We start from the raw sequence: 16825 nt of genomic DNA on the forward strand, positions 1-16825 counted from the left end.
TCGGTGGCGAGCGGCGTCCAGGAGGCGCGGATCTCGATGTCGCCGGCGGCGGGCGGCCCGGCCAGCTCGCCGAACCGGGTGGAGAGCGTCTGGGTGACGGTGCCGCCGATGGCCCGGTAGCGGGCCCCCTGGGCGTCGAGGGCGTCGGTCAGCCAGGTCCAGCCCACGCCGGGCAGCAGCGGGTCGCTGGCCAGGTCGACCTCCAGCTCCGCGGTCACGTAGGTGACCAGCCGCAGGGTGCCCTGCCAGGCCTCGTGCCCGGCCGGGTCGTGCAGCAGGATGAGCCGCCCCGTGGCCACCTCGTCGCCGTCGCGCAGCACCGCGGCGGAGAGCGCGAACGCGTAGGGGGCCAGCCGCTGCGGGGCGCCGACCTCCTCCAGCACGATCTCCGGGCGACACGTCGCCGATCGCAGCCCCGCGACCGCGCGGGCGAAGGTTTCCGGGAGCGCGATCGGGGGGGCCATGACGGCAGCCTATTCCGCGCCGCCCCGCACGGTGTGACGGCGCGCCGGGCGGACGGTCACGATCATGGAGGCCGGGCCGCGCCGGACACCGGAGGGGGGCCGGTCACAAAAGGTGACGGTGGCGGCGGTGGCCGCCCGGCCGCGTGGCACGATTGCCGCGATGACCACCGACACCACGGGCACTGCCGCCCGAGACGGAGAACCCCGCCGCGGCGGGCCGGCCGACTCGCCCTTCGTCCGCGCCTGCCGGCGCGAGCCGGGCCCGCACACCCCGGTCTGGTTCATGCGCCAGGCCGGCCGGTCGCTGCCGGAGTACCGCGACATCCGGGCCAACGTGCCGATGCTGGAGTCGTGCCGCCGCCCCGAGCTGGTCACCGAGATCACCCTCCAGCCGGTCCGCCGGCACGGGGTCGACGCGGCGATCCTGTTCAGCGACATCGTGGTGCCGGTGGCCGCCGCCGGGATCGACCTGGACATCGTGCCCGGCACCGGCCCGGTGGTGGCGGAACCGGTCCGCACCGCCGGCGACGTCGAGCGGATCAACCCGATCGGCCGGGATGACGTGTCCTACGTGGACGAGGCCGTCCGGCTGCTCGTCGCCGAGCTGGGCGACACCCCCCTGATCGGCTTCGCGGGCGCACCGTTCACCCTGGCCAGCTACCTGGTCGAGGGCGGCCCGTCGCGGACCCACGCGAAGACCAAGGCGCTGATGTACGGCGACCCGGAGCTGTGGCACGCGCTCTGCGCCCGGCTCGCCGAGGTGACGCTGGCGTTCCTGCGGGTGCAGATCGACGCCGGGGTCTCCGCGGTGCAGCTCTTCGACTCCTGGGCCGGCGCGCTCTCCGAGGCGGACTACCGCCGTTACGTGCTGCCGCACTCGACCCACGTGCTCACCGGTCTGGCGGACGACTGCTCCGGGTCGCGGCGCGGCGACAGACGCGCCGAGCCGGAGTGGTCGCCGGGCGTGCCCCGGATCCACTTCGGGGTGGGCACCGCGGAGCTGCTCGGCGCCATGGGCGAGGCCGGCGCCGACGTGGTCGGCGTGGACTGGCGTACGCCGCTGGACGTGGCGACCCGACGGATCGGCCCGGACAAGGCCGTGCAGGGCAACCTCGACCCGTGCGTGCTGCTCGCCCCCTGGCCGGTGGTGGAGGCCGAGGTGCGCCGGATCCTCGACCAGGGGCGGGCGACCCCGGGGCACGTGTTCAACCTCGGTCACGGCGTGCTGCCGGAGACCGACCCCGAGGTGCTGACCCGGGTGGTCGCGCTGGTGCACGAGCTGTCCGCGCGGCCGGCGGCGTAAGGGAGGGACGACCATGGCGCGACCGTGGCGGGTGGCGATCGTCGGTGGCGGGATCACCGGGCTGGCCGCCGCCGTCCGGTTGCGCGACCGCGCCCCCGCCGGCACCGAGATCACCGTGTACGAGCAGTCCGGCCGCCTCGGCGGCAAGCTCCGCACCGGTGAGCTGGCCGGTGGGCCGGTCGAGTTCGGCGCCGAGTCGTTCCTGATGCGCGACCCGGCCGGCGGGGAGTCGGCCGTGGTGACCCTGGTCCGCCGGCTCGGCCTGGCCGGAGGGATCGTGCACCCCACCGTCGGCCAGGCCGCCCTGGTGGTCGACGGCGGGCTGCGCCCGGTCCCGGGCGGCACGCTGGTGGGCGTACCCGGGGATCTGGACAAGGTGGCGGCGGTGGCGCACCCGGCCGCGGCGGCCGACCGGGACGGCGGCGCGCCGCTGCTCCCGCCGGACGCCGACGTGTCGGTCGGCGCACTGGTCCGCGACCGGCTCGGCGACGAGGTGGTGGACCGGCTGGTCGACCCGATGCTCGGCGGCGTCTACGCCGGCCGGGCCGACGACCTCTCGCTGGTCACCACCATGCCGGCGCTGGCCCGCGCGGCCCGGGTCGAGCACACCCTGGTCGGGGCGGTCCGCGCCGCGCAGGCCGCCGCGCCCCGCGCGCCCGGCGCCCCGGTCTTCGGCACCCTGGCCGGCGGGCTGAGCACGCTTGTCGAGGCGGCGGCCCGGGAGAGCGGGGCGACGATCCGTCGGGACGCCGCGGTCCGCGAGCTGCACCCCACCCCGACCGGCTGGCGCCTCACCGTCGGCCCCACCCGTGACCCGGAGTTCATCGAGGCCGACGCCGTGCTGCTGGCCGTGCCGGCCCGCCCGGCCGCCCGGCTGCTCGCCGGCCCGGCCCCCGAGGTCGCGACGGCCGTCGGCGGCCTGGACTACGCCAGCGTCGCGCTGGTCACCATGGCCCTGCCCGAGCCGGAGCTGCCGGAGCTGTCCGGCTTCCTGGTCCCGGCCACCGAAGGGCTGCTGATCAAGGCCTCCACCTTCTTCACCACCAAGTGGGGGCACCTGGCCCGGCCCGACGGGCTCGCCCTGGTGCGCGCCTCGGTCGGCCGGTACGGCGACGAGACCTCGCTCCAGCTCACCGACGACGACCTGGTCGCCACCGTGCACCGGGAGCTGTCGAAGGTGCTCGGCACGCCGCTGCCCACCCCGGTGGCCCGGCACGTGCAGCGGTGGGGCGGGGCGCTGCCGCAGTACACCCCCGGCCACCTCGGCCGGGTGGCGGCGGCGAGGACGGCGCTGCGCGCCGCCCACCCGACGCTGGCCCTGGCCGGGGCCGGCTACGACGGCGTCGGCATCCCGGTCTGCGTCCGCTCCGGCGAGACGGCGGCCGAAGAGATCATCACTGCACTGGGAGGATCGGCAGCATGACGGAGCAGACCAACGCGGCCCGGCTGCGGGAGCTCAACGAGACCATCCGCTACACCATGTGGTCGGTGTACCGGGCCACCAGCCCCCTCCCGTCCCTGCGCGAGAACGTCGTCGCCGAGGTCGAGTCCCTCTTCGAGGAGCTGGCCGGCAAGGACGTCACCATCCGCGGCACCTACGACGTGGCCGGCCTGCGCGCCGACGCGGACCTGATGATCTGGTGGCACTCGTCCTCCAGCGACGCGCTCCAGGACGCCTACCTGCGGTTCCGGCGCACCACCCTGGGCCGGGCGCTGACCCCGGTCTGGTCGCAGATGGCGCTGCACCGGCCGGCCGAGTTCAACAAGAGCCACATCCCGGCGTTCCTGGCCGACGAGGAGGCCCGGGCCTACGTCTGCGTCTACCCGTTCGTCCGGTCCTACGAGTGGTACCTGCTGCCCGACGCCGAGCGGCGGGAGATGCTGGCCGAGCACGGCCGGATGGCGCGCGGCTACCCGGACGTGCGGGCCAACACGGTCGCCTCGTTCGCCCTCGGCGACTACGAGTGGATGCTCGCCTTCGAGGCCGACGAGCTGCACCGGATCGTCGACCTGATGCGCGACCTGCGGGCCTCCCGGGCCCGCCGGCACGTGCGCGAGGAGGTTCCCTTCTACACGGGCCGCCGCCGCTCGATCGCCGACCTGGTCACCTGCCTGGTCTGAGCGACCCGGTCACCGCGACGGGCCCCGGAGGATCCTCCTCCGGGGCCCGTCGCCGTTCCCGTCAGCGGACCAGGATCAGACCGTCCGTGGTGACCCGGGGGCGACCCGAGGTGCCCACGACCACGATCTTCACGGTGTGCCGGGCGCTGCTGGTCCAGGTCCTGGCCCAGACCACCTGGCGGTACTGGGTGGTGCTGGACCTGAGGTCCAGCGTGGTCTGCCGGACGCCGTCCACCCAGATCTCCACCTGGCCCGAGGTGCTGGTCCGGGTCGCCACGAAGGCGATCGAACGGGCCGTGGTGGTCCAGGCCAGCGACGCCTTGGCGGTGGTCGAGGTCAGCGCCGAGCCGCCCAGGTAGCTGCTGCCGCTGGAGGTGGACCAGGTGCCGGTGCGGGCCGCCTTGGTCTCCGCGCTGAACACCGGGCCCCAGGCGGCCGAGGAGGTCGCGGTGTTGCCGGACCAGTCGGCGGCCCGCATGGACCAGGTGGTGGTGACACTCGGCTTCGTGGTGGTGTTGTAGCTGCCGCTCGCCGCGTAGGTGCCGCTGGTCGGGGCGGTCAACAGGACCGAGCGTACGGCGACGTTGTCGGCCGACCGCCACCCCAGGGTCACCGGCACGACCGTGCTGCTCGCCGCGCCGGTGCGGAGGGAGAGGGTCGGCGCCTGCGGGAAGGTGGGTGCGGTGAGGTCCGAGACGACCGCCTGCCCGGCGCTGACCGCGGTGCGCCCGAGCGCGTGCACCCCGCGGACCTGGACGGTGTGCGAGCCGGGCTGGAGGCCGATGCCGGCCGAGCGGGCGGTGCCCGGGGCGGTGGCCGCCACCACCCCGTCCACCAGCACCTCGAAACGCGAGATCAGCGCACTCGGCGTGCTCACCGACCAGGTCACGTTCGCCGTGCTCCGGACGTGGTAGGTGGTGCCGTTCCGGTTGCCCGTCATGCCGGTCAGGGTCAGGCCGTAGATGCTGGCCGCCTTGCTGCGGATCACTCCGAGCTGGCCGTAGAGCGCGTCGCCGGGGCACTCGGTCGCCACCGCGTCCCGGTGCCCGCCGATCCGGTTGAAGGTCACCTGCTGGCCGAGGGGGAACTTGCCGTCCGACACGCCTTCGGTCAGCGTGACCTTGCCGAGCGGGTCGTTGCCGTACAGGCCGAGCTTGTACGCGGCGACGTGCGCGATGGCGTCCTGGGTCGCGGCCGGGATGCCGGTGCTGATGTAGGTGCCGAGGACGGCGATCGCCGAGGTGTCGGTGTTGAAGCCGTACGTGTGCGCGCCGATCACCGGCTTGTCGATGCCGCCCTTGCGGCCCTCGAAGACCACGCCGCACTTGTCGACCAGGAAGTTGTAGCCGATGTCGTTCCAGCCGTTGCTCTTGACGTGGTAGATCTCGATGCCCCGGACGATGGCCGCGGAGTCGGCGCAGCTGTAGTCGTTGGTGCCGGCCGTGTGGTGCACCCAGAACGCCTTGACCGAGGTCCCGTACGACGGCGGGTCGGTGACGATCGCCTCGTCGGCCTTCCACCCCGCGCGGGTGACCACCGTCGGCACGGGGATCTGGTAGGGCTGCGGGGTCGTGGTGGGCGCGGAGGGCGCGCTGGTGGTGGGCGCCGGCGCCGACGTGGTGGTCGGCGCGGGCGCGGTGGTCTGGGTGGGCGCCGGGGCGGTGGTCTCGGCCGGCGCGGGAGCGGTGGTCGCCGCGGGGGCCGTGGTCCCGGTCGGCGCCGGTGCGGTCGTCGTGGTGGTGGTCGGTGCCGGCTCGGTCGGGGTGGGTTCCAGCGCCCGCACCTCGGCGACCGGCCGCAGGCGCTCCGGGCGGGTCCCGCCGACGCCGGCCGCGCCGGCCTTGCGCCGCTTCACCTGGCCCGGGTCGACCAGTTCCAGGCGGAGGCCGTCGGGCAGCCGGTCGCCGGCGGCGTCACCGGACGTCGCCTCGGCGCGCACCTCGACGCCGTCGGACAGGCCGACCCAGAGCGGATCGGAGCCGCCGCGCGCCCGGCCGGTCCTCGCCGCCGGGGAACCGGGCTCCGGCCGGAGGTGGCCGTCGAGTTCCAGCGGCATCCAGGACGACCAGCGGCCGCCCACCGCGTGGGTGCGGACCGAGATGGTGCCCCGGAAGTCGAGCTGCGGGTTCGTCCAGGTCACCCCGATCATGGCGAAGCGCTCGGTGTCCCGCCGGGGGATCGTCACCTCGCGGCCGTTCGGGGCCGGGAAGGCCACCGTGTGCAGCTTCGGCGTGGCCGACCCCTCCGCCCACTCGGCGAAGCCGTCGTTGACGCCGACGGCCACCAGGCCCGCGGTGCCGGCGACGGTGGTCGCCACTATCGCCGCCGCGATGCCGGCCGTCCGGCGGTTCCAGCGGATCCCCGTCAATCTCACCCTCGTGTCCCTCCGATGCGGTCTCACCGGAGGGTTGAGCGTAGTCACGACGGATGTCGTTACCTCCCGCGCACTCGGGGTGCCGGTCCACGAGCCGACGTCCGCTCAGGCGGCGGCGCGGCCCTCCCGCCGCATCGGGGTGTGCGGGATCCCGTCCTCGACGTAGCCGGGGCCGCTCACCGCGAAGCCGTGGGCGGCGTAGAAGTCGACGAGGTGGGTCTGCGCCTCCAGCACGCACGGCCGGTCGCCCACCACCGCCAGGGCCTCGGTCATGAGCGCGCCGGCCAGGCCCGCGCCGCGGGCCGCCGGCGCCACCACCACGCGGCCGATCCGCGCCAACCCGCCCGGGTCGGCCAGGATCCGCAGGTACGCCACCACGTCGCCGTCCCGGGTCAGCCAGAGGTGCCGGGTGCCGGGCTCGACGTCCCGGCCGTCCAGCTCCGGGTACGGGCAGGCCTGCTCGACCACGAACACGTCGATGCGCAGCCGGAGCAGGTCGTGGAAGGTGCGCGCGTCCAGCTCCGCGAAGCCGGCCAGGTGGGACTCGGTAGGCATCCCGCGATGGTAGGCCGGGGCCCCGGGGTGCTCAGGCGGGGCGGGCGCCCACCGCGTCGCGGACCTCGGCGCCCTGCTCACCCTCGACCGCGCGGGCGCAGTGGGCGCAGCAGAAGAAGCGGCCGGAGACCTCGACGCCGTGCCCGACGATCTTGATCTGGCAGTGCTCGCAGATCGGCGCCATCTTGTGGATGGCGCACTCGAAGGAGTCGAAGGTGTGCGTGGCCCCGTTGACCGTGCGCACCTCGAACGCCATCCAGTAGTCGTTGCCGCAGACCTCACAGGTAGCCATACGAAACCCCCCGAAAACGGACCCGTCATCCCAGGGTCGGCGAGCGGACACGTCCCGGCAACCGAAACCGGCGAACCTGATCCGGCTCGACGGCGAGTCGCCCCCGGCGTGTCGCGCGTTAGACCTGGTGACCGCCTCGAACCTCGGAGGAACCCCTTGATCAAGCGCAACAAGCTCTTCGGCAACCAGACCCGGGTCACGTTCTGCCTGCCCCGGGACACCCCGCCCGGCACGGTCAGCGTGGTCGGCTGCTTCAACGACTGGCAGCCGGGCCGGCACGAGCTGGTGGCCCGCCGGGACGGCACCCGGACGGTGACGGTCCGGCTCGGCCCGGGCGAGTACCGCTTCCGCTACCTCGCCACCGGCGGGGTGTGGCTGGACGACGAGGCCGCCGACGCGGTCGACGAGCAGGGCAGCCGCCTGCGGCTCTGACCGGCCCGGCGGCCTCGCGCCGTCAGCTCTCTCGCGGCTCCAGCCGGACCGAGATCGAGTTCACGCAGTGCCGGGTGTCCTTCGGGGTGAAGCCCTCGCCCTCGAAGACGTGCCCCAGGTGGCTGTCGCAGCGGGCGCAGCGGATCTCGACCCGCCGCATGCCGAGGGTGTTGTCGGGGATCTCCTTGACCGCGCCCGGGATGGCGTCGTCGAAGCTCGGCCAGCCGCAGTGCGAGTCGAACTTGTCCTCGCTGCGGAACAGTTCCGCCCCGCAGGCCCGGCAGTGGTAGACGCCGGGGGTCTTGGTGTCGACGTACTCGCCGGTCCACGGGCGTTCGGTGCCGGCCTCGCGGAGCACCCGGAACTCCTCCGGGCTCAGCCGGACCCGCCACTCGTCCTCGGTGCGGGGCAGTTCATTGTCGGAAAGACTCACCGGTCAACGGTACGTCGGCCGTCGGTGGCATCGCATAGGGTCGCCCAATGGCTGGCAGCAAGGCCGCAGTCGAGGAGATCGAGGTCGCCGGGCATACCGTCCGGCTGAGCAGCCCCGACCGGGTGATCTTCCCGCAGCGCGGCTTCACCAAGGCGGACGTCTTCCACTACTACCTGTCGGTCGGCGAGGGGATCATGCGCGCCCTGCGCGACCGGCCCACCACCCTGCAGCGCTTTCCGGAGGGCATTGAGGGGGAGGCGTTCTTCCAGAAGCGGGTGCCGGCCCGGGGCGTACCGCCGTGGGTGGCGACCGCGGAGATCAGCTTCCCCAGCGGCCGGAAGGCCGCCGAGCTGTGCCCGGCCGACCTGGCGCACGTGGCCTGGGCCGCCCAGATGGGCACGGTGGTGTTCCACCCGTGGCCGGTGCGCGCCGCCGACGTCGACCGCCCCGACGAGCTGCGCATCGACCTCGACCCGCAGCCGGGCACCGACTTCACCCACGCGGTCACCGCCGCCGGTGAGCTGCGCGGGCTGCTCGACGAGCTGGGCGTGACCGGTTGGCCGAAGACGTCCGGCGGCCGGGGCGTGCACGTCTACCTGCGCATCCAGCCGCGCTGGACGTTCGTCGAGGTGCGCCGGGCCACCATCGCGCTGGCCCGGGAGTTGGAACGGCGCCGCCCCGAGCTGGTCACCACCGCCTGGTGGAAGGAGGAGCGGGGCAGCCGGGTCTTCGTGGACTTCAACCAGATGGCCCGCGACCGCACCATCGCCTGCGCGTACTCGCTGCGGGCCAACGGGCGGGCCACCGTCTCCACGCCTGTCGAGTGGGACGAGCTGACCGACGTCGACCCGGACGACTTCCACCTGGGCAGCGTGCCGGCGCGGTTCGCCGAGCGGGGCGATCCGCACGCCGGCATCGACGACGCCCCGTGGGACATCACCCCGCTGCTGGAGTGGGCCGAGCGGGACGCCGCCGCCGGTCAGGGGGACATGCCCTACCCGCCGGAATACCCGAAGATGCCCGGCGAGCCGAAGCGGGTGCAGCCCTCCAAGGACCGCGACCGCCCCCGCGGCTGATAACGATCACGTAACGCGCGCGAACCTTTCCCGCCCCCCGACTGGTCTTCCTGGTCATCGGCCCGCCGGGGCCAGGGGAGGACGTCGGATGAAGCTGGTGTGGAGGCGGGCGGTCGAGGCTCGGGGACTGCTGCTCGCCGCCGCGGTCGCGGCCCTGGTCGCGGTCGCGTTGGTCACCGGGCTCTCCGACTACAACCGCCGGGCGGTCGACGCGGGCGCCCGGGCGGTGCTGGACGCCGCCCCGGCCGAGGAGCGGAGCCTGCTGGTCAGCGGCTCGGGCGGGCAGGACGCCGCCGCTTACGCCGACCGCGACCGGGCGGTCCGCGCCCAGTTCGCCGACGGCCTGGGCGGGGCGCCGGTCACCGTGGCCGCGGCCCGCTACGGCACGGGGCGGGAGCTGACCGGGGACCTCGGGTCGGCCCGCACCGACGACGACCCGATGTTCGCCAACCTCGCCACGCTGACCGACCTGGCGACGCACGCCGAGCTGACCGGCGGGTCGTGGCCGGCACCGGGTGCGACGCCGTTGCAGGTCACCCTCCCCGAGAAGATCGCCGGCCAGCTCGGCCTGCGGGTCGGTGAGCGGGTGCCGCTCTACGACCGCAGCGCCGAGCGGGCCGGGGCCGTGGTGCTGGCCGGCACCTGGCGGCCGCGCGATCCGGCCGACGCGTACTGGCGGCTCGCCCCGGGCGTGGGCGAGAGCCAGGGCGACGCGACGAGCGAGTCGTACGGGCCCTTCGCGCTGGACCCGGCCGACTTCGCGCGCACCTTTCCGGGCTCCACCTCGGCCGCCTGGCTGGTCGCCCCCGACCTCGCCGGGGTCGAGCCGAGCCGGCTGAGCGGGGTCACGGCCGCCCTCGCCACGGTCGCCGAGGAGATCCCCGACGCCACCGGCCTCGGCTCCTCCGCGCAGACCGTGAGCCACCTGGACCGGCTGGTCGACCGGCTCGGCCGGGCCGACCTGGTGGGCCGGTCCGCCCTGCTCACCCCGCTGCTGCTGATCGTGGTGCTCGGCGGCTACGCGCTGGTGCTGGTCGCCGCGCTGCTCAACGAGGACCGCCGGGGCCAGACCGCGCTGCTGCGCGCCCGTGGCGCCGCCCGCGGCCAGCTCGCCGGGCTCGCCGTGCGCGAGGCGACGCTGGTGGTGGCGCCGGCCGTGCTGCTCGCCCCGGCGTTGACCGGGCAGGCCGTGCACCGGCTCGGCGGGGACCTGCGGCTGGCCGACGGCGGGGTGGCCCGGATCTGGGTGGTCGCGGTCGCCGCCGCGATCGGCTGCCTGCTCGCCATGGTGCTGCCCGCGCTGCGCCGGGCCGGCACCTACGTCGCCGACATGGCGGCCCGGTCCCGTCCCACCCGGGGCGCGGCCGTGCAGCGGGCGAGCGTCGACCTGGCGCTGGTCGCGCTGGCCGTGCTCGCCTGGACCCAGTTGCGGCAGTACTCGTCGCCGCTCGCCGGAGCCGGCGGGCGGCTGGGCATCGACCCGCTGCTCGCCGCCGCGCCCACCATCGGCGTGCTGGCCGGCGCGGTGATCGCGCTGCGGCTGCTGCCCCCGGCCACCCGGGTCGCCGAACGCTTCGTCGACCGGCGGCCGTGGACGGCCACCATGTTCGGCATGTGGCAGGCCGGCCGCCGGCCGCACGCCGGTCCCGTGCTGCTGCTCGCCCTCGCGGTCGGCGGCAGCACGCTGGCCTGGTCGCTGGTCGCCTCCTGGGAACGGTCGCAGCGCGACCAGGCCCGGCACACCGTGGGCGCCGACCTCCGGCTCGTGGAGCGGAACGGCACCGCGCCCGCGGACCGGGCCGCCCGACTGGCCGCCACGGCCGGGCTGGACCGGGTGCTGCCGGCCTGGCGGGACGACGTCCGGCTCGGCCGCGACAACCGGCCGGCCAGTGTGGTCAGCATCGACGCCGCCGCCGCGACCGGGATGCTCACCCTCGACGACGCGGCCGGCGGGGCGTCCTCCGCCGCGCTGCTCGACCGCATGGTCAAGGAGCGGGCCGCGCCCGCCGGGCCGGTCCTGCCGGCCGGCGCGCACACCCTCGCCGGCGTTGTCCGCACGCCGGTCGACAACCCGTTCGGGACCCCGCAGGTCGCCGTGTCCGCGCTGCTCACCACCGACACCGGCGCCGCGTGGCGGGTGCCGCTGGCGGTCGCCGAGGGCGACGGCCGCCCGGTGCGCTTCGCCGTGCCGCTACCCGGGACCGGCGGTGCCCCGCTGCGGCTGGCCGGGTTCGAGGCCGACGGCGGCGCGGCCGTCGGCTTCTCCTACGGGCTGCGGATCGACGGGCTCCGGCTCACCGACGCCAGCGGCGCGCCGCTGCCGCTACCGGTCGACGGCGACTGGCGGGTCACCACCGCGGAGGGGCCGCGCCGCCCGGCCCGGGTGGCCCCGACCGGCGTCGACGCCACCCACCAGATCGACCTGCCCGCCGGGGCCCTGGAGTTCGCCCGCCAGCCCTCGGCCCGGTTCGCCGTGGTGCCCGCCGGGGACGACCAGCCGGTGCCGGCCCTGGTCACCCCGGGGGTCGCCGCGGCGCTGAACGTCCGCACCGGTTACACCGTGACCCTGGCGCTGTCCGGGGTGTCGCTGCCGATCACGGTCGTCGGTCAGGTCGCCGCCGTCCCCGGCACCACCGGCGACGGCGTGCTGCTGGACCTGCCCGCCGCCACGAACCTGCTGCTCCGCCAGCAGGGCACGACCCGGCCGGTGGCCGAGTGGTGGCTGCGCACCGACGCCGGGGGGCACGCCGCCGCGGCGGGCACCCTCGCGGAGCTGCCGGGGACCACCCTGCTCGACCGGCGGCAGGTGGCCGCCGAGGCCGCCCGGGACCCGTACTGGCGGGGTGCCCGGACCGGGCTGCTCGCGGCCGCGCTCGGCTCGGTGCTGCTCGCCCTGGTCGGCCTCGGCGTGGACGTCTGGGCCACCACCCGCCACCGGCTCGCCGAGTTCGCCGTGCTGCACACGCTCGGCGCGAACGCCCGGCTGCTGGCCCGCGCCCTCCTCGCCGAGCAGGCCTTCCTGGCCGGCATCGGCGTCGGCGTCGGGCTGCTGGTCGGGGCCGGCGTGGCGGCCACCATGGTGCCGCTGGTGATCCTCACCCCGGCCGCCGGCCGGCCGGTGCCCGAGGCGGTGTTCACGGTGCCGTGGTCACCGGTCGGGCTGACCGCCGTCGGGCTGCTGGCGGCCGCGCTGGCCTTCGCCGCCCTCATCACCACCGGCATCCGTCGTCGGGTGGCCGCCGCACAGCTCCGGATCGGGGGAGAACGATGAGTCCGTCAGGTGCGCCACGGCGGGTCCGGGCGTACGGGGGGCACTTCCTGCTGCTCGCCGTCCTGACCCTGGTCACCGCGCTGCTGATCACCGCGGTGCCCCGGGTCGCCGAGCGGCTCACCGGGCAGGGGCTGCGGGAGTACGTGGCCGCCCAGCCGGTGGCCCGCCGCGACCTGACGTACACCACCGAGCCGACGGTGCTGCCCCCGACCGCCTCCCGGATCGCCGCCACCCACGCCGGCGAGCTGGCCACCGTCGAGGCGCGGATGCCCGCGCCCGTGCGGCGGACCATCGGTGAGCGGTGGTACTCGGCGCAGACCGGGTTCGGCCGGTTGACCGGGCCGACCCTGAGCCCCGGCAAGGGCCTGATCGACGTCAGCCTGCGCAGCATGACCGGGGTGCCCGAGGCGGCCACCCTGGTCGACGGGCGGTGGCCGGCCGGCGGCACCGGTGCCGGCGACGCCATCGAGGTGGCCCTCGCCGACACCGTGGCCGGCCCGCTCGGCATCCGCGCCGGCAGCACCTTCGCCCTGTCCGTCCTCGACCAGGACGGCAACCCCGTGCGGCAGCGGACGGTGGCCCTGGTCGGGGTGTTCCGGCCGAACGACCCGCGGGCCGGGATCTGGGACGCGCTGCCGCAGATCCTGCGGCTCGCCGCGCCCACGCAGGACGGCAAACCGTTCCTCTCCGTCGCGTACACCTCCGAGGCCGGCTTCGACGCGGCCGCCACCTCCGGCTGGCCGGTCAGTTTCGCCTGGCGCTACCGGGTGGCCCCCGACCGGGTCACCTCCGGGCAGCTCACTGCCCTGGTCGACGGGCTCGCCGCGCTGGAGCGGACCCGTCCCGCCGGGCTCAGCCTGATCCAGGGCGTGGACATCCCGCTTCGCCGCTTCGCCGAGTCGCTCGCCGCCGCCCGTACGCTGCTCGCCGTCATCGCGGCCGGGCTGCTCGCCACGCTGGCCGGCCTGATCCTGCTCGCCGCCCGCCTCGCCGCGCTCCGCCGCCAGGGCGAGTACGCGCTGCTGCGCGCCCGGGGCGGAGCGACAACTGCGGTGCTGGGCCGCGGGCTGGCCGAGTCGCTGCTGGTGCTGCCCCTCGCGGCCGGCGTGGGCTGGCTGCTCGGCGGGCTGCTTCCCGGCGACGGCGCGGAGCTGCGCTGGGTGCTGCTCGCCACGCTGCTGGCCACCCTGGTCCCGCCGCTCACGGCGCTCACCGCCGGCCGGGGCGGCGGCGGTCGGAGCGACCTGATCGGCGCCCGCTCCCCGGCCCTGCGGCTCACCGTCGAGGTGAGCGTGCTCGTGGTCGCCGCGCTCGGCGCGTTCCTGCTCCGCCGGCGCGGGCTCACCCTCGACGGGACGGTGGACCCGCTGCTGGTCTCGGTGCCCGTGCTGCTGGCCGTCGCCGCGGCGCTGGTCGCGCTGCGCGCGTACCCGTGGCCGCTGCGGCTGCTCAGCCGGGCCGCGGCCCGGGCCCGGGGCAGCGTCGCGTTCCTCGGCACCGCCCGCGCCGGCCGGGCCGCCACCACCGGCCCGCTGATCGTGGTGGTGCTGGCCGTGGCGACCGCCGCGTTCTGCGGGGTGGTCGCGGCCGGCATCGAGAACGGCCGGGACCGGGCCGCCGCCGGCGCCGTGCCCGGGGACGTGCTGGTCGACGGGGAGCGGTTCGCCCCGGACACCACCGACGCGCTCGCCGCGCTGCCCGGCGTCCGCGCGGTCACCCCGCTGCTGGTGGAGACCGGCCAGCGCCCGTACGCCGACCAGGCCGGCCGGTTCGGCGGGATCGGCGAGACCCGGGTGCTGCTGGTCGACGGTGCGCGGTTCGCCGAGGTGGTCCGCCGCGCGGGCGTCCCGGTGACCGTCCCCGACGCGCTGCGCGCCACCGGCGACGGCACCGCACCGCTGCCGGCGCTGGTCTCCCCGGCGCTGGCCGACGAGTTCACCGACGCCGGCCTGGCCGACCCGGCCGGCCGGCGCCCCGCCTGGCTGGACGTGCAGGGCAACCGGCTGCCGGTGCGCACGGCCGCGACCGTCGACGAGTTCCCGCTGGTCGACCGGGACGTCACCCGGTTCGTGGTGCTGCCCTGGCCGGCGCTGCCGGCGGACGCCCTGCACCCGCTCGCCCCCACCGGCTTCCTGCTGGCCGGCGACCGGGTCGACCCGGCCGCGGTGGCCCGGGTGGTGGGCGAGGGGGCTCAGCGCTACCAGCAGGCCGGGGCGCTGACCGGCGGGGAGCAGCCCCGCGAGCCCACCATCACCACCCGCTCGGCGGTCCGCGCCGAGCTGGGCGGCAGCGGGGTGAACGGCCTGCTGGTCTTCGGCTTCACCATCGGCGCGGTCGGCGGCGCCGTGCTGGGCCTGCTCGCGCTGGCCTTCGCCGTGCTGGCCGGGGCGCGCGGCCGCGGGCAGGTGCTGTCCCGGCTGCGCACCATGGGCCTGTCCCGCCGGCAGTGGCGCGGGCTGCTGCTGGTGGAGCTGACCCCGCTGGTGCTGGTCTCCGTGCTCACCGGCGCGGTGGTCGGCGCGCTGCTGCCGGTGCTGCTCACCCCCGTGCTCGGCCTGCCCGCCTTCACCGGCGGGGTGGCGGTGCGGGCACGTTTCGAACCCGGCCTGGTGGCCGGGGTGCTGGGCCTCGCCGTGCTGGCCCTCGGCTTCGCCGTCGCCGTCGAGGCTGTGAACAACCGTCGGATGCGCCTCGGCGAGGTGCTCCGGCTCGGAGAGGAGAGCTGAGATGACCGCGATCGACTATGGCCATCCGGGCTCGGGGCGTCTGACGCCGCGCAGCGACCCCGGACAGCCGGCGTCCGCCGTACCGGACCTGGCCGCCCTTCAGCAGCGCGCGGCGGAGCGCGCCGCCGAACGGGCCGGCGGCCGGGACCGGCTGCGCGGGCACATCGTCTGCGACGGCCTGGTCCGCATCTTCAAGACCGAGGGGGTGGAGGTGGTCGCCCTCCAGGGCCTCGACCTGGTCATCGACCGGGGCGAGCTGGTGGCGATCGTCGGTGCCTCCGGGTCCGGCAAGTCGACCCTGCTGAACATCCTCTCCGGGCTGGACACCCCGACCGCCGGCATCGCCCGGGTCGCCGACTACGACCTGCTCGCCCTGTCGACCCGGCGCCGGCTCGCCTACCGCCGTGAGGTGGTCGGCTTCGTCTGGCAGCAGACCGGCCGGAACCTGCTGCCGTACCTGACCGCGCTGGAGAACGTGGAGCTGCCGATGAAGCTGGCCGGCGGCCGCTCCCGGCGGGCCCGGCGGGAACGGGCCCGGGAGCTGCTCGACCTCGTCGGGGTGGGCTACTGCGCGGATCGCCGGCCGGGCCAGCTGAGCGGCGGCGAGCAGCAGCGCTGCGCGGTGGCGGTGGCGGTGGCCAACGACCCGGAGGTGCTCTTCGCCGACGAGCCGACCGGCGAGCTGGACGAGGCCACCGGGGCGGAGGTGTTCGCCGCGCTGCGCACCATCAACGCCGAGTTGGGCGTCACCATCGTGGTGGTCACCCACGACCACGCCGTGGCCGGCCAGGTCCGCCGCACCGTCGCCATCCGCGACGGCCGGACCTCCTCCGAGGTACGCCGCACCGCCCGGGTCGCCGCCGACGGCAGCACCGAGCTGGTCAGCGAGGAGTACGCGGTGCTCGACCGGACCGGCCGGATGCAGCTGCCGGCGTCGTTCGTGGACGCCCTGTCCCTGCGCGACCGGGTCCGGCTCAACCTGGAACCCGACCACGTCGAGGTGCGGCCGGGCGACCGGGCGCACGCCGAGGAGAGTGAGTGATGACCGAGCAGCTGACCGTGGCGCCCGCCCGCGTCGCCGTCGACGAGGTGGTGCGGGTCGAGGGGGTGAGCCGCACCTTCGGCAAGGGCGAGCACGCGGTCCACGCCGTGCGGGACGTCTCCTTCTGGGCGGCCCGGGGTGAGCTGGTCGCGGTCCGGGGCCGCTCCGGCGCCGGCAAGACCACGCTGCTGAACCTGGTCGGCGGGCTGGACCGGCCGGACAGCGGGCGGGTCCGGGTGGCCGGGCACGAGGTGACGGCCGCCAGTGAGCGGGAGTTGCTGGCGCTGCGCCGGGGCACCGTCGGGTTCATCTTCCAGACCTTCGGCCTGGTGCCGATCCTGTCGGCGGCGGAGAACGTCGGGGTGCCGCTGCGGCTGGCCAAGGTGCCCGCCGCGGAGCGGGAGCAGCGGGTGGCCGTGCTGCTGGAACTGGTCGGCCTGGGCGCGCACGCCGCGCAGCGCCCGTACGAGCTCTCGGGCGGCCAGCAGCAGCGGGTGGCGGTCGCCCGGGCGCTGGCCAACGAGCCGGACCTGCTCATCGCCGACGAGCCGACCGGCCAGCTCGACTCGGAGACCGGCCGGTCGATCATGGACCTGCTCCGCGCCGTGGTGCACGCCCGCGGCATGACCGCCCTGGTCGCCACCCACGACCCGGCCCTCATCGAGATGGCCGACCGCACCCTGACCCTCCGCGACGGCCGCCTGCTCCCCGACTGACCCGACCGACCCGGACCCAC

General features: G+C 75.9%; 14 protein-coding genes. 9 read left to right on the forward strand and 5 right to left on the reverse strand.

Translation table 11 applies throughout. From position 1 onward, the window contains the following. The coding region (locus ACW0Q9_RS20225; RefSeq protein ID WP_456183556.1) for a DUF3000 domain-containing protein at window positions 1-464 on the reverse strand (464 nt) is incomplete at its 3' end. Between the two features lie 160 nt (window positions 465-624). Between ACW0Q9_RS20225 and hemE the strand changes: the two genes are divergently transcribed. From hemE to hemQ, 3 genes are read left to right on the forward strand one after another with little or no spacing between them, the layout of a single operon-like run. Then, on the forward strand, window positions 625-1767 hold the full coding sequence (gene hemE, locus ACW0Q9_RS20230; RefSeq protein WP_456183558.1) for a uroporphyrinogen decarboxylase: 1143 nt from the start codon (window positions 625-627) through the stop codon (window positions 1765-1767). Between the two features lie 13 nt (window positions 1768-1780). Continuing rightward, window positions 1781-3190, forward strand: coding sequence for a protoporphyrinogen oxidase (hemG, locus tag ACW0Q9_RS20235; protein WP_456183560.1), 1410 nt, complete (start codon window positions 1781-1783; stop codon window positions 3188-3190). Then, window positions 3187-3888, forward strand: a complete 702-nt coding sequence (gene hemQ, locus ACW0Q9_RS20240; RefSeq protein WP_456183562.1) for a hydrogen peroxide-dependent heme synthase — start codon at window positions 3187-3189, stop codon at window positions 3886-3888. Before hemG ends, hemQ begins: the two co-directional genes overlap by 4 nt. 61 nt (window positions 3889-3949) lie before the next feature. Here hemQ and ACW0Q9_RS20245 read toward each other — a convergent pair whose 3' ends face one another. The 3 genes from ACW0Q9_RS20245 to ACW0Q9_RS20255 all read right to left on the reverse strand — a co-directional run bounded on the left by ACW0Q9_RS20245 (window position 3950) and on the right by ACW0Q9_RS20255 (window position 7109). After that, complete coding sequence (locus ACW0Q9_RS20245; protein ID WP_456183564.1) at window positions 3950-6262, reverse strand: N-acetylmuramoyl-L-alanine amidase; 2313 nt, start codon at window positions 6260-6262, stop codon at window positions 3950-3952. Window positions 6263-6367: 105 nt separating this feature from the next. Then, window positions 6368-6817: a GNAT family N-acetyltransferase gene (locus ACW0Q9_RS20250; RefSeq protein ID WP_456183566.1), complete on the reverse strand. Its 450-nt coding sequence runs from the start codon at window positions 6815-6817 to the stop codon at window positions 6368-6370. A gap of 31 nt (window positions 6818-6848) precedes the next feature. Beyond that, complete coding sequence (locus tag ACW0Q9_RS20255; RefSeq protein ID WP_456183568.1) at window positions 6849-7109, reverse strand: Prokaryotic metallothionein; 261 nt, start codon at window positions 7107-7109, stop codon at window positions 6849-6851. A 156-nt stretch (window positions 7110-7265) separates the two neighbouring features. Here ACW0Q9_RS20255 and ACW0Q9_RS20260 point away from each other — a divergent pair, with 156 nt between their 5' ends. Next, window positions 7266-7541, forward strand: coding sequence for an isoamylase early set domain-containing protein (locus ACW0Q9_RS20260; RefSeq protein ID WP_456183570.1), 276 nt, complete (start codon window positions 7266-7268; stop codon window positions 7539-7541). Window positions 7542-7563: 22 nt separating this feature from the next. On the opposite strand, the gene msrB is transcribed toward ACW0Q9_RS20260, so the two are convergent. Then, complete coding sequence (gene msrB, locus ACW0Q9_RS20265) at window positions 7564-7974, reverse strand: peptide-methionine (R)-S-oxide reductase MsrB (protein ID WP_456183572.1); 411 nt, start codon at window positions 7972-7974, stop codon at window positions 7564-7566. Between the two features lie 47 nt (window positions 7975-8021). Between msrB and ligD the strand changes: the two genes are divergently transcribed. The 5 genes from ligD (at window position 8022) to ACW0Q9_RS20290 (ending at window position 16805) form a co-directional block, all read left to right on the forward strand. After that, complete coding sequence (ligD, locus tag ACW0Q9_RS20270) at window positions 8022-9050, forward strand: non-homologous end-joining DNA ligase (protein WP_456183574.1); 1029 nt, start codon at window positions 8022-8024, stop codon at window positions 9048-9050. 88 nt (window positions 9051-9138) lie between these two features. Further along, window positions 9139-12321, forward strand: coding sequence for an FtsX-like permease family protein (locus ACW0Q9_RS20275; RefSeq protein ID WP_456183576.1), 3183 nt, complete (start codon window positions 9139-9141; stop codon window positions 12319-12321). Next, complete coding sequence (locus ACW0Q9_RS20280) at window positions 12318-15047, forward strand: FtsX-like permease family protein (protein ID WP_456183578.1); 2730 nt, start codon at window positions 12318-12320, stop codon at window positions 15045-15047. The genes ACW0Q9_RS20275 and ACW0Q9_RS20280 overlap by 4 nt, the downstream gene beginning before the upstream one ends. A 1-nt stretch (window position 15048) precedes the next feature. Then, window positions 15049-16089, forward strand: a complete 1041-nt coding sequence (locus ACW0Q9_RS20285) for an ABC transporter ATP-binding protein (protein WP_456183580.1) — start codon at window positions 15049-15051, stop codon at window positions 16087-16089. Next, window positions 16089-16805 (forward strand): ABC transporter ATP-binding protein, encoded by a 717-nt coding sequence (locus ACW0Q9_RS20290; protein WP_456183582.1) that lies wholly within the window; start codon window positions 16089-16091, stop codon window positions 16803-16805. The genes ACW0Q9_RS20285 and ACW0Q9_RS20290 overlap by 1 nt, the downstream gene beginning before the upstream one ends. The last annotated feature ends 20 nt before the right edge of the window (window positions 16806-16825 follow it).

Source organism: Micromonospora sp. I033 (genome assembly GCF_053890995.1).

What these genes read in the sequence shown, in the direction of transcription:
- hemE (WP_456183558.1), top strand. Translation starts at nt 625, where the DNA reads ATGACCACCGACACCACGGGCACTGCCGCCCGAGACGGAGAACCCCGC.
- hemG (WP_456183560.1), top strand. Translation starts at nt 1,781, where the DNA reads ATGGCGCGACCGTGGCGGGTGGCGATCGTCGGTGGCGGGATCACCGGG.
- hemQ (WP_456183562.1), top strand. Translation starts at nt 3,187, where the DNA reads ATGACGGAGCAGACCAACGCGGCCCGGCTGCGGGAGCTCAACGAGACC.
- ACW0Q9_RS20250 (WP_456183566.1), bottom strand. Translation starts at nt 6,817, where the DNA reads ATGCCTACCGAGTCCCACCTGGCCGGCTTCGCGGAGCTGGACGCGCGC.
- ACW0Q9_RS20255 (WP_456183568.1), bottom strand. Translation starts at nt 7,109, where the DNA reads ATGGCTACCTGTGAGGTCTGCGGCAACGACTACTGGATGGCGTTCGAG.
- ligD (WP_456183574.1), top strand. Translation starts at nt 8,022, where the DNA reads ATGGCTGGCAGCAAGGCCGCAGTCGAGGAGATCGAGGTCGCCGGGCAT.
- ACW0Q9_RS20275 (WP_456183576.1), top strand. Translation starts at nt 9,139, where the DNA reads ATGAAGCTGGTGTGGAGGCGGGCGGTCGAGGCTCGGGGACTGCTGCTC.
- ACW0Q9_RS20280 (WP_456183578.1), top strand. Translation starts at nt 12,318, where the DNA reads ATGAGTCCGTCAGGTGCGCCACGGCGGGTCCGGGCGTACGGGGGGCAC.
- ACW0Q9_RS20285 (WP_456183580.1), top strand. Translation starts at nt 15,049, where the DNA reads ATGACCGCGATCGACTATGGCCATCCGGGCTCGGGGCGTCTGACGCCG.
- ACW0Q9_RS20290 (WP_456183582.1), top strand. Translation starts at nt 16,089, where the DNA reads ATGACCGAGCAGCTGACCGTGGCGCCCGCCCGCGTCGCCGTCGACGAG.